10 protein-coding genes are annotated in these 12,494 nt (G+C 65.3%); 5 read left to right on the top strand and 5 right to left on the bottom strand.

Annotated features, from left to right (window positions below; genetic code table 11):
* Nucleotides 1–124: 124 nt before the first annotated feature.
* Nucleotides 125–1,450 (top strand): MFS transporter, encoded by a 1,326-nt coding sequence (locus KHO41_RS16530; RefSeq protein ID WP_211954357.1) that lies wholly within the window; start codon nucleotides 125–127, stop codon nucleotides 1,448–1,450.
* Nucleotides 1,451–1,730: 280 nt separating this feature from the next.
* On the opposite strand, the gene KHO41_RS16525 is transcribed toward KHO41_RS16530, so the two are convergent.
* From KHO41_RS16525 to KHO41_RS16510, 4 genes are all read right to left on the bottom strand, one after another.
* Entirely contained in the window at nucleotides 1,731–2,519 is a 789-nt protein-coding gene (locus KHO41_RS16525) for a BPSS1780 family membrane protein (RefSeq protein ID WP_211954356.1), read from the bottom strand.
* Between the two features lie 5 nt (nucleotides 2,520–2,524).
* Nucleotides 2,525–3,517, bottom strand: coding sequence for a homoserine kinase (locus tag KHO41_RS16520; RefSeq protein WP_211954355.1), 993 nt, complete (start codon nucleotides 3,515–3,517; stop codon nucleotides 2,525–2,527).
* A 114-nt stretch (nucleotides 3,518–3,631) separates the two neighbouring features.
* Nucleotides 3,632–4,048: a hypothetical protein gene (locus KHO41_RS16515; RefSeq protein WP_211954354.1), complete on the bottom strand. Its 417-nt coding sequence runs from the start codon at nucleotides 4,046–4,048 to the stop codon at nucleotides 3,632–3,634.
* A 221-nt stretch (nucleotides 4,049–4,269) separates the two neighbouring features.
* Nucleotides 4,270–5,211, bottom strand: a complete 942-nt coding sequence (locus tag KHO41_RS16510; RefSeq protein WP_244873866.1) for an LOG family protein — start codon at nucleotides 5,209–5,211, stop codon at nucleotides 4,270–4,272.
* A gap of 4 nt (nucleotides 5,212–5,215) precedes the next feature.
* Between KHO41_RS16510 and polA the strand changes: the two genes are divergently transcribed.
* The 4 genes from polA to KHO41_RS16490 all read left to right on the top strand — a co-directional run bounded on the left by polA (nucleotide 5,216) and on the right by KHO41_RS16490 (nucleotide 11,570).
* On the top strand, nucleotides 5,216–8,044 hold the full coding sequence (gene polA, locus KHO41_RS16505; protein ID WP_211954353.1) for a DNA polymerase I: 2,829 nt from the start codon (nucleotides 5,216–5,218) through the stop codon (nucleotides 8,042–8,044).
* A 214-nt stretch (nucleotides 8,045–8,258) separates the two neighbouring features.
* The gene (locus KHO41_RS16500) at nucleotides 8,259–9,593 is read left to right on the top strand and encodes an NAD(P)/FAD-dependent oxidoreductase (RefSeq protein WP_211954352.1); all 1,335 of its coding nucleotides are present in this window, start codon (nucleotides 8,259–8,261) and stop codon (nucleotides 9,591–9,593) included.
* A gap of 111 nt (nucleotides 9,594–9,704) precedes the next feature.
* Nucleotides 9,705–10,580: a dienelactone hydrolase family protein gene (locus tag KHO41_RS16495; protein ID WP_211954351.1), complete on the top strand. Its 876-nt coding sequence runs from the start codon at nucleotides 9,705–9,707 to the stop codon at nucleotides 10,578–10,580.
* Between the two features lie 177 nt (nucleotides 10,581–10,757).
* Entirely contained in the window at nucleotides 10,758–11,570 is an 813-nt protein-coding gene (locus KHO41_RS16490) for a ZIP family metal transporter (protein WP_244873871.1), read from the top strand.
* Nucleotides 11,571–11,585: 15 nt separating this feature from the next.
* Here KHO41_RS16490 and KHO41_RS16485 read toward each other — a convergent pair whose 3' ends face one another.
* Complete coding sequence (locus KHO41_RS16485; protein WP_211954350.1) at nucleotides 11,586–12,449, bottom strand: sulfurtransferase; 864 nt, start codon at nucleotides 12,447–12,449, stop codon at nucleotides 11,586–11,588.
* Nucleotides 12,450–12,494: the final 45 nt, after the last annotated feature.

Raw genomic sequence — 12,494 nt, 5'->3', positions numbered from 1 at the left:
AGGCCGTGCTCCGCCTCGCGTTTGGATAGGTTTTCCCGGTGCCTGTCAGGCACCGGTCCGCAGTACCACCCGGCGCACATAACAAACACACATGCCGCCGTCCACACGACAAAAGGAGACAAGCATGACAGGTACCAACGAACGCGCCGTCCGCAGGGTCGTAGCGGCGTCGCTGATCGGCGCCACCATCGAGTGGTATGACTTTTTTCTCTACGGCGTCGTCGCCGGCATCGTTTTCAACAAGCTGTACTTCCCCGTCAGCGACCCTCTGGTGGCCACCATGCTGGCCTACACCACCTTCGCCGTCGGCTTTGTCACGCGCCCGCTCGGCGGCGTGATCTTCGGCCACTTCGGCGACCGCATCGGGCGCAAGAGCATGCTGGTGATCACGCTGATGATCATGGGTGTCTCCACGTTCCTGATCGGGCTGGTGCCGACGTACGACAGCATCGGTATCTGGGCGCCGATCCTGTTGTTGCTGCTGCGCGTGCTCCAAGGCATCGGCCTTGGCGGCGAGTGGGGCGGGGCGGTGCTGATGGCGTACGAATACGCACCAGCGGGCAAGAAGGGCCTCTATGCGTCGCTGCCGCAGATCGGTCTGTCGATCGGCTTGTGCCTGGCATCGGGCGTGGTCGCGCTGCTGTCGCTCACGCTGACCGATGCGCAGTTCCTGGCGTGGGGCTGGCGCGTGGCCTTCCTGGTTTCGGCGGGGATGGTATTCGTCGGCATGTATATCCGCCTGAACGTCAAGGAAACGCCGGAGTTCGCCGCGGTCAAGCAGCGCAATGCCGAGACCCGCATTCCGTTCGTCGACATGATCCAGCGCTATCCCGGCAATATCCTCAAGGGCATGGGTGCGCGCTATATCGACGGCGTGTTCTTCAACATCTTCGGCGTGTTCTCGATCGGCTACCTGACTCAGACCATCAAGATGTCACGTACCGATGCGCTGATCGGCGTGATGGCGGCGGCGATCGTGATGTGCGCGTTCATTCCGTTCTTCGGCGCGCTATCCGATCGCATTGGCCGCACGCGTGTGTACTTCTGGGGTTCGCTGCTGACCGCATGTTCGGCGTTCCCCGCGTTCTGGCTGATGCTCAATGGCGGCCACAGCACACTGGTCGTGTGGCTGTCGATCGTGGTGCCGTTCGGCATTCTCTATGCCGCTGTGTATGGCCCCGAGGCCGCGCTGTTTTGCGAGCTGTTCGATGCGAAGGTCCGCTATACGGGGATCTCGTTCGTCTATCAGTTCTCGGGGATCTTTGCTTCGGGCATCACGCCGATCATAGCCACGGCGCTGCTCAAGACCGGCGGAGGCCAGCCGTGGCAGATCTGTGCGTATGTGGTGTTCGCCGGGGTGGTGTCGGCGTTGTCGGCGGCGTGGATTGGCCGCGATGCGCGTGCGGGACAACCGCGCGGGCAGGAAGGGGTGCTGACGACTTCTCAGTGAGATAAGGGTCGAAGCAGTGCAAGAAGGCCGGCATTGCGCCGGCCTGAGGTTGCTGGCAAAAGGCAAAAGCAGCGAATGTTGTCTCCCCTCTCCCAATTATGGGAGAGGGGCGGGGGAGAGGGCAGGAGTTGCCACGAAGTGAGGCGTCATGGTGCTTGCCATGCGCCTGCCCTCTCCCCCAACCCCTCTCCCGCAAGCGGGAGAGGGGAGCAAGCAATCTGGTGCGCCAGCTTGTCAGCAATCTGAGGCCGGCATTGCGCCGGCCTTTTTTACATGCAGCTCAGGTAGGCGCACCCTGTTCCACCGGCACCACATTGAAGCACCCCCGGTACGTCGCATAGAACGAGCAGTACAGGATCGCCAGCATCAGCAGCGAATACGGCGTGACCAGGAACGACAGCACGGTCTCGGCGCCGAACGCGCTGAAGATGGTTTCGAGGAAGAACGGAATCGCCACCAGCAGCACCGCGAACAGCAGCACGTAGGTGAAGAACGCCCCGCGGTTGCGCCAGCAGGCGGTCCAGCTGAAGAACATCGCCTTGACCGGCGGCACGCCGTGCCATGCCGCGAGCAGCGGTGCGAACCAGAACATCATCGCGATCGGCGTATAGAGCAGCGCGCCGATCAGCAGCGCATAGTAGAGCTGGCGCACGGCCTCGGCCGTCAGCGTTTCTTCCTTGAGCAGGATCGGCAGCAGCGCGCTCATGTCGACGAGCGCCCCGGCGATCAGGCTCAACAGGAATACCAGTGCCGCATAGATGCCGCCGAGCACCAGCAGGTTGCGCGTGGCTTCCTTGCCGTTGGTGCGGAATCCCGCTAACAGTATGGTGGGCAACACGCGCTTGTTCTGGATGACTTCGCGGCACGCCGTCATGACGCCGACCGACAGGCCGGGCGTGACGACCAGCAGCGCGATGATGCCGATCAGCGGCACCACGATGGCCAGTTGCGCGGCGATCAGGTAGATGAACAGCAGCATCAGGAATGCCAGCGGGTTCTTGCGGAACAGCCAGATGCCCTGGCGGAACCAGACGTAGCCTTCCTTGGCGGGGACTTCCAGTAGTTGCATACCAATTAGATCCAGGCAAGCGCGGCGGCGTCGGCCGTCATGGCAAGGCGCCGGCGCAGGATGCGTTCGAAATGGGTCGGGTCGTGCGGCTGGAGCATGTCGGCTTCGCGCGGCAGGTAGAAGTCCCACAGGCGCGAGACCCAGAAGCGCAGCGCGCCCGCGCGCAGCATGTCGGGCCAGTGCGCGGCTTCCGTCGCGCTGAGCGGCCTGGCCGCGTGATAAGCCTGCACCATCGCATGCGCCCGCGCGTTGTCCAGCTCGCCGCTGGCCAGGTCGATGCACCAGTCGTTGACGGTCACGGCCAGGTCGAACAGCCACTTGTCGTTGCCGGCGAAGTAGAAATCGAAGAAGCCGCCCAGGCGATGGTGGCCTCCGACTTCTTCGAACAGCGCGTTGTCGCGGAACAGGTCGCAGTGGCACGGGCCACCCGGCAGTGCCGCATAGTCGGCGCTGCCGAAGAAGGCGGCCTGGTGCGCGATCTCCTGCTGCAGCAGCGTGCGCTGCTGCGCATCGAGGAAAGGCACGATCTCGCCTTCGGTCTGCTGCCACCAGGGCAGGCTGCGCAGGTTCGGCTGCTGGCGCGGGTAGTCCTGCCCGGCCAGGTGCATGCGCGCGAGCATGTCGCCCACTTCCGCGCAGTGCTCGACGTCCGGCGCAAGCTGCGAGGCGCCGGGCAGGCGCGTCACGATGGTCGCGGGCTTGCCCTTGAGCGCGCGCAGGATCTCGCCGTCGCGCGCCGGGATCGGCGCGGGCACGGTGATGCCGCGCGCGGCAAGGTGCGCCATCAGGTGCAGGTAGTAGGGCAGCTGATCGAACGTGAGGCGCTCGAAGATGGTCAGCACGTACTCGTGCGTGCGGCCATCCTGCTCGGTCGTCAGGAAGAAGTTGCTGTTCTCGATGCCGGAGGCGATGCCGCGCAGTTCGCGGACTTCGCCAAGGTCGTAGTCAAGCAGCCAGCTGGCGATCTCGTCGTGCGAGACCGTGGTGAATACGGCCATACTCGTTGTGTGATGCGGAACGGAAAGCGGCGGCACAAGGGTGGCCGCCGCCGCGGCAAGACTGCCGGAGGACCGGCGCGGCCCGGTGTCATGCCGGGCCGTGGGTAGTCGGAATCAGAACGTCAGGTTCACGGAAGGCACACGATTGACGTCATGCTCGCGGATCTTGGGCGAGCTGTCTTCCGGTTTGCTCATCTGGTACTTGGTGCCGAACCCCGACTTGACTTGGATATCGGTGGCCCGGCCCTTGTCGCGGTATTCGCGCACCTGCGTGCCGTCGCGTTCGTTGAGCTGGAAGCTCGGCTGGCGCGGCTGGTTGATCTGGGTCTGGGCCGCCGGGGCGATCGGCTGGTTGTTGATGCGGTTCAGTTCCTGCTGGGTCAGGGCGTTGCTTTCCTCGGCGGGCTGCGCCAGTGCCAGGCCGGGCAGGGCCAGGGCGAGCACAGCGGCTGCCAGCGCCAGGCGCGGTGTCCTGGCGGTTGCTGGCGCCGGGCCGGAAGGCTCGGCGGGCCGGAATGAGGGGGAGGTCATCAGGGGCTCCTGTGCGGCGCAGCCGGGGGAGATGGCATGCTGCGCGGCGGAATGCGGCGTTGGCTGCTACCCGGTGGCGCCGGGCTTGGCAAGCGGATACTTCCCATTCTAGCAATTCCTGCCGCGAACGGGCCGCTGCCGTGGCCCGTGGGGCACCCCGGCAACACCGGGCAGGGCGGCTGCCAAACCGCCCCGACCGCACCCTGCTTCCCGCTGTTGTCTTACAGGTAAAACATTTCTTCCTTGGGCGGGATCGGCTTGTCGCCACCGCGGCGCTCGTAGTACTCGTAGACCGCTTCGAGCACTTCATGCGGTTCGTCGACGATCTTCATCAGGTCGAGGTCGTGCTCGGCGATCAGGCCCATCGGCAGCAGCGTGAAGCGGAACCAGTCGAGCAGGCCTTTCCAGAAACGGCTGCCGAACATCACCACGGGCACCGAACGCGACTTGCCGGTCTGCACGAGCGTCAGCACCTCGGCCAGTTCGTCGAGCGTGCCGAAACCGCCGGGCATGACGATGAAAGCGTCGGAATTCTTGACGAAGGTGACCTTGCGCGTGAAGAAATGGCGGAAGCGCATGGCAATGTCCTGGTACGGATTGCCCTGCTGTTCGTGCGGCAGTTCGATATTGAGGCCGACGCTGGCCGACTTGCCGGCGTGCGCGCCCTTGTTGGCCGCTTCCATGATGCCGGGGCCGCCGCCCGAAATCACGGCAAAGCCGGCATCCGAGAACAGCCGAGCGATTTCGATGGTGCGCTGGTAGTACGGCGAATCCTCGCGCAGGCGAGCGCTGCCGTAGATCGAGACTGCCGGCCGGATCTCCGACAGGTACTCGGTGGCCTCGATGAACTCTGCCATAATCGTGAACATTTGCCACGAGGCGCGCGCCTTCTTAGCAGTCGCGCGGTCTTCGTCGGCCAGCGCACGCAGGCTGGGAATCATCTTGCGCGGATTCGCGCGCGACCCGGTCGGGCCATCAGCGGGCGGCTGCGCGGGATTGCCGGCAGCGGCGGCATCGGCCGCACGCGCAACGGCAGCCGCGTGTTCGGAAGCAGCTTCCGGCGGGGGTTGTACGGTATCGCCGGAGATATCGGAAACATCCGGGTCGGCAAGGGGGGCGGTCGGAGCACCGCCTGCTGCAGCACCAGTCAATTTAGAGTCCATGGGAATGTCGGATAGTCCAAAAACACTCTTGCTCGTCGATGGATCGAGCTATTTGTATCGCGCTTATCACGCGCTGCCGGACCTGAGGAATGGTGAGGGTCTGCCCACAGGGGCAATCTACGGCATGATCAATATGCTGCGCAAGCTGCGCAACGATTACCCGGCAGAGTATAGCGCCTGCGTGTTCGACGCCAAGGGCAAGACGTTCCGGGATGAGATGTATCCCGCGTACAAGGAACACCGCCCGTCGATGCCCGAGGATCTGGCCCGCCAGATCGAGCCGATCCACGAAGCGGTGCGCGCGCTGGGCTGGCCGATTGTCGTGGTCGAAGGCGTGGAGGCCGACGACGTAATCGGCACGCTCGCCAGGCAGGCCGGCGAGCAGGGTGTGCGCACGGTGGTGTCCACCGGCGACAAGGATCTGGCGCAGCTCGTCAATGACCAGGTCACCCTGGTCAACACCATGAGCGGCGAAGTGCTCGATCCGGCCGGCGTGAATGCGAAGTTCGGCGTGCCGCCCGAGCGCATCGTCGACTATCTGTCGCTGATCGGCGATACGGTCGACAACGTGCCTGGCGTGCCCAAGGTCGGGCCGAAGACCGCTGTGAAATGGCTGGCCGAACACGGCACGCTCGACAACATCATGGCTGGCGCCGCGGGCATCAAGGGCGTGGTCGGCGAGAACCTGCGCAATACGCTGGACTGGCTGCCCAAGGCGCGCGAACTGGTTACCGTCAAGACCGACTGCGACCTCAGCGCGGCCGTGGCGGATTTCCACGCGCTCAGGGAAATCGGCGAGGACAAGGAAAAGCTGGTGGCCTTCTTCGCGCGCTACGGCTTCAAGACGTGGCTGCGCGAGGCAACCGGCGAGAGCCTTCCCGATGCGCGTGCACAGGCGCGGGCGCGTGCTGCCGCTGCACCCGCGCAAGGCGGACTGTTCGATGCGCCGGCCGCCACATCGTCTGCGCCGGATGCCGATGCCGCCGCGCCAGCTGAAGACACGGCGCCGAGCGAAATCCGCTACGAGATGGTGACGACCGAAGCCGCGTTCGAAGCATGGATGCAGCGTATCGAAAGCGCGCCGCTGACGGCGATCGACACCGAGACCACGTCGCTCGATCCGATGCTCGCGCAACTGGTAGGCATCTCGCTGTCCGTGGAGCCGGGCGAGGCGTGTTACATCCCTGTCGGTCACCGCGGCCCCGACGTCGCCGGCATGGACAACAACGGCCAGCTTTCGCGCGATGCCGTGCTCGCACGCATGCGTGCCTGGCTCGAGGATGACAGCAAGCCCAAGCTCGGCCAGAACATCAAGTACGACATGCATGTGTTCGCCAACCATGGCGTGACCATGCGCGGCATCGCGCAGGACACCATGCTGGAAAGCTACGTGCTGGCCTCGCACCGCAACCACGGCATGGACAGCCTGGCCGAGCGCCTGCTGAGCCTGAAGACCATCACCTACGAAGAAGTCTGCGGCAAGGGCGCGAGCCAGATCGGCTTCGACCAGATCGACCTCGCGCGCGCCACGGAATACGCGGCCGAGGATGCCGACGTCACGCTGCGCCTGCACCGCAAGATGTTCCCGCAGGTGAGCGCCGCGGCGGGCCTGCGCCGCGTGTACGAGGAGATCGAGATCCCGGTGTCCGTGGTGCTGCAGAAGATCGAGCGCAACGGCGTGTTGATCGATGCGGAACGTCTCGCTGCCCAGAGCGCCGAACTGGGCCAGCGCATGCTGTCGCTGGAACAGGCCGCGTACGATGCCGCGGGCCAGCCGTTCAATCTCGGTTCGCCCAAGCAGATCGGCGAGATCCTGTTCAACCAGATGAAGCTGCCGGTGGTCAAGAAGACCGCGAGCGGTGCGCCGTCGACCGACGAAGAGGTGCTGCAGAAACTGGCCGAGGATTACCCGCTGCCGAAGCTGCTGCTCGACTATCGCGGCCTCGCCAAGCTCAAGTCGACCTACACCGACAAGCTGCCGAAGATGGTCAACCCGAACACGGGCCGTGTCCATACCAGCTACGGCCAGGCCACTGCAGTGACGGGCCGTCTCGCGTCGACCGAGCCGAACCTGCAGAACATCCCTGTGCGTACGGAAGAAGGCCGGCGCATCCGCGAAGCCTTCATCGCGTCGCCGGGCAGCGTGATCGTGTCGGCCGACTATTCGCAGATCGAGCTGCGCATCATGGCCCACATCTCGGGCGACGAGAACCTGCTGCGCGCGTTCGCGAATGGCGAGGATATCCACCGCGCCACCGCGTCCGAGATCTTCGGTGTCGAACGCGAGGCCGTCAGCAGCGAGCAGCGCCGCTACGCCAAGGTCATCAACTTCGGCCTGATCTATGGCATGAGCGCGTTCGGCCTGGCGAGCAACCTCGGCATCGAGCGCGAGGCGGCCAAGCACTATATCGACCGCTACTTCATGCGTTACCCGGGCGTCGCGCACTACATGGAAGAGACGCGGCAGACCGCGCGCGAGCAGGGCTATGTCGAAACCGTGTTCGGCCGGCGCCTGTGGCTGCCGGACATCAACGGCGGCAGCGGCCCGCGCCGCCAGGCGGCCGAGCGTGCGGCCATCAACGCGCCGATGCAGGGCACGGCGGCGGACCTGATCAAGCTGTCGATGATCGCCGTGCAGGGCTGGCTCGAACGCGACAAGCTGCAGACGCGCCAGATCATGCAGGTGCACGATGAACTGGTGCTCGAAGTGCCGCAGGACGAACTGGACGTGGTCAAGACCAGGTTGCCCGAGTTGATGTGTTCGGTAGCGCAATTGCGTGTTCCGCTGGTTGCAGAAGTCGGCAGTGGCGCGAACTGGGAAGAAGCCCACTGACCATCGCCAGGTGCAATATGAACATACGGCCGGGAGTACCCGGCCGTATTCATCTGCATGCCCCGGAACCCTTTGTTTTCACATACTTGGCGTATGGAATGAAGCGACTGCTGAATCGGTGATTGCTGTCTTGCTTCAGCTGCTGCGATGCAGCAAACTGGGGGCAAATGCCTAACGGCCAGCGTTTCTCAGCAATAAAAGCATCGGGTAGACCATGACCACAGGAGCAAACGGCAGGGCGCATCGCATCGTCGTTGTAGGGGGCGGGGCAGGAGGACTGGAACTGGTGACACGGCTGGGCGACAAGCTCGGCAAGAAGGGCACCGCGCAAGTGGTGCTCGTGGACCGCTTGCCCACGCATATCTGGAAACCGCTGCTGCATGAAGTTGCCGCGGGCAGCATGGATCCCAACACGCACCAGCTCGAATACGTGGCGCAGGCGCGCTGGCATCACTTCGAGTTCCAGCAGGGCGAACTGACCGGCATCGACCGCGAACGCAAGACGATCTCGGTCGCGCCGTGCATGGATCCCGACGGTGCGGAACTGTTGCCGGCGCGCGAGCTTCCGTATGACACGCTGGTGCTGGCGATCGGCTGCGTGACGCATTTCTTCGGCGTGCCGGGCGCGGCAGAAAATGCGATCGCACTCGATACGGTCGCACAGGCAGAGCGCTTCCGGCGCCGTCTGATCGCAGCGTGCGTGCGCGCGCAGAACGGGCGCGGGCGTGTCGGCGAAGACGGGCGGCCGCGCGTGGACGTGGCCATCATTGGTGCAGGCGCGACCGGTGTGGAATTGTCGGCCGAGCTGCGCAACACCGCGCATGTGCTCAATGCCTACGGACTGCACAACCTCGATCCGCGCCGCGACGTGCGCATCCATGTGATCGAGGCCGGCCCGCGCATCCTGCCTGCGCTGTCGGAACGGGTCTCGGCCGAAACCGCCAAGCTGCTGCGCAAGCTTGACGTCGATGTTTTCACCAGCGAGCGCGTAACCGAGGTGACCACTGAAGCCGTGCTGACCGCCAGCGGCAAGCGCATCGATGCCGACCTGACGGTGTGGGCGGCTGGCATCACGGCGCCGTCTGTACTGGCGAAGCTGGGCCTGCCGGTCAGCCGGCAGGGCCAGATCCTGGTGCGGCCCACGCTGCAGAGCGAGGGCGACCCGGACATCTTCGCATTCGGCGATTGCGCGAGCTGCGCGTGGCCCGAAAAGCAGACGGCCGTGCCGCCGCGCGCGCAAGCCGCGCATCAGCAGGCGACGTTCCTGTTCGATGCGCTGCGCGCGCGCCTGGCCGGCAAGCCGTTGCCGGAATTCGCGTTCAAGGACTTCGGCTCGCTGGTGTCGCTCGGCCATTTCAGCGCGGTGGGCAGCCTGATGGGCGGGCTGATCGGCGGCTCGATGTTCATCGAAGGGCTGATGGCGCGCTTCATGTACACCTCGCTCTACCGCATGCATGTGCTGGCGCTGCATGGCGCGGTCGGCATGGGGCTCGACACGGTGACGCACTGGCTGCGCAGCAAGACCAGCCCGCGCGTGAAGCTTCACTGAGCGGCCTGGGTGTCGGCCGCTGCACGTGGCAGCATGTTTGCTTAGAATCGAGGGTTGGCGTCGCCAGGATTTCCCGGCGGACGCCCGATCCCAACGATCCTGGAGACATGCATGCTGAAACCCGAAGTGGAAAGCCTGGTACCCGGGCAGACGTTCAATCGCCGCGGCTTCGTCAAGACGGCGCTCGGCTCCGCGTTCGCGGCGGCGGCACTGCCGGTGATGGCGCAGGCGATCAAGACTGACTTTGCGGGCCTGAGCGCCGGCGAGGTGACGATTCCTTCGGGCGGTTTCAGCATGCCGGCCTACCGCGCGCAGCCCGAGGGCAAGACGAAGCTGCCAGTGGTGCTGGTGGTCAGCGAGATCTTCGGCGTGCACGAGCACATCGCCGATGTTTGCCGCCGCTTTGCCAAGCTCGGCTACCTCGCCATTGCGCCGGAGCTGTTTGCTCGCCAGGGCGACCCGCAGAGCTTCGGCACCATCCAGGAACTGCAGACCAACGTCATCGCCAAGGTGCCGGACGCGCAGGTCATGGGCGATCTCGACGCGGCCGTGGCCTGGGCCGGCGCCAATGGCGGCGACCTGTCGAAGCTGGCGATCACGGGGTTCTGCTGGGGCGGGCGCATCACGTGGCTGTATGCCGCGCACAATGAGCGGCTGAAGGCCGGCGTGGCCTGGTATGGGCAGCTCGCCGGCACGCCGACGCCGCTGAAGCCGAAGAATCCGCTGGACCTGGTTGATCAGCTGGACGCGCCGGTGCTCGGCCTCTATGGCGGCAAGGACACGGGCATCACGCAAGAACAGGTCGAGAAGATGAAGGCGGCGCTGTCGGCCTCTCCCGATCCGGACGCGAAGGCGTCAAAGTTCGTCGTCTATCCCGAATCCGGCCACGCTTTCCATGCCGACTACCGCCCGAGCTATCGCGAGGCGGACGCCAAGGACGGCTGGAAGAAGTGCCTGGACTGGCTCCGCCAGCACGGCGTCGCCTGACGGTTCCCACACGCGCTGCGCGGACGAGGATTGCAAAGTCCGCGCCGGAATACGTACAATGCGGCCTTCCAGTTGTTGCAACATTGTTGCGTTTGCCGTCCGCACAGCGCCGGGCGGAACCGGCAAGCCGCGAATGCGGCACCGCCGCCCCGGGAGCCCATCATCCACTCGACCCTTCTGTACATCCTGCTCGCCGCCACGATTTCCGGCGTGGGCAGCATTTTCGGCGCGGCGCTGCTGTCGCTGACAATGGCCTCGCGCGTGGTCGAGCGCATGGTCAGCTTCTCGGTCGGCGTGTTGCTGGCGACAGCCTTGCTCCACTCATTGCCGGAAGCGTTCGAATCCGGCGCTGATCCGCGTGCCTTGTTCGGCACGCTGCTGGCGGGGCTGCTGGGCTTCTTCCTGCTCGAAAAGATTTCGCTGCTGCGCCACTCGCACCACCACGAGGGCGACGGGCACCATCATCACCACGGCCACGACCGCGAGGAAGCAGGCCGCAGCGGCCTGACCATCCTGGTCGGCGACACCTTCCACAACTTTGCCGATGGCATCGTGATCGCGGCGGCCTTTCTGGCCGACCCGAACATCGGCATCGTCACGGCGCTGGCCATCGCAGCGCACGAGATTCCGCAGGAAGTCGGCGATTTCATCGTGCTGCTCAACGCTGGCTTCTCGAAGGCGCGCGCCTTCGCGTTCAACCTGCTATCTAGCGTGGCGGCCGTCGCGGGCGGTCTGGTCGGGTATTTCCTGCTGGACCAGATGAGCGGCTGGATTCCTTACGTGCTGGTGATTGCATCCAGCAGCTTCCTCTACATCGCCGTAAGCGACTTGATGCCGCAAATGCAGCGCAAGCCGCGCTGGCGCGAATCGGCGATTCAGGTGGTGCTGGTGGCTGCAGGTATCACGGCGATCGTCTTCATCACCAATGGCGTCCATGAGCGCCAGGCACAGGGACACCGTCACGCCGCACCGGCTGTAGCGGCTGACTGAGCAGCCGAGCCGTCTTCAGGCCGCCGGTCCGGTGGCGACAGGGCGCGCCGGATCGGCGCACCATTCGCTCCACGAGCCCGGGTAAAGCGCAGCACCTTCCAGGCCCGCGACTTCCAGCGCGAGCAGGTTGTGGCAGGCGGTGACACCCGAGCCGCACTGCATCACGGCATGAGCCGGTGCCGTCTGACCCATCACGGCGCCAAGCTCAGCACGCAATTCTGCCGCGGGCTTGAATTGGCCTTCCGGCGTCAGGTTGTCCTTGAAGAAGCGGTTGACCGCGCCGGGGATGTGCCCGCCGACCGGATCGAGCGTCTCGTTCTCGCCGCGGAAGCGGTCCGCTGCGCGGGCGTCCACCACGAGCCGCGTCGGATGATTCAAATTTTCGAGCAGGGCAGCCGCGTCGACGGTCGCGACCAGCGATTCGCCGCGCTCGAGGTTGCCCGGCGTTTCGGGTTCCGGCGCGGCGCCATGTTCCAGCGGCAGACCGGCTTTCACCCAGGCGGGCTTGCCGCCATCCAGTACCGTCACCGCGGCGTGGCCGATCCAGCGCAGCATCCACCACAGGCGCGCAGCGTACATGCTGCCCTGTGCGTCGTAGGCGACGACTTCGGTGTTGCGGTTCACGCCAAGTGCGCGCAGGCGCGCCGCGAAGGCATCGGGATCCGGCAGCGGGTGGCGGCCATTGCGGCCGGTTTTCGGTCCTGACAGTTCGTTGTCGAGGTGCAGATAGAACGCACCCGGCAGGTGGCCCTGGTGGTAGGCCTCGCGGCCCGCAGCCGGATTGGCCAGGTCAAAGCTGCAATCGATAACGACAATATTGCGTGCCGGCGCGGCTTGCAGGGCTTGCAGCGCGGCGACGGAAATCAGCGGGTTTGGCATGAGAGTCCTGTGGCAATCGGTATCCGGTCTCCCGGCGTTCCGGAA

The organism is Cupriavidus numazuensis, assembly GCF_905397435.1.
In the GTDB taxonomy this organism is placed as follows: Bacteria; Pseudomonadota; Gammaproteobacteria; order Burkholderiales; family Burkholderiaceae; genus Cupriavidus; species Cupriavidus numazuensis.
The sequence above is the reverse complement of the archived record's forward strand: the minus strand, read 5'-3'. Positions and strand labels throughout refer to the sequence as shown.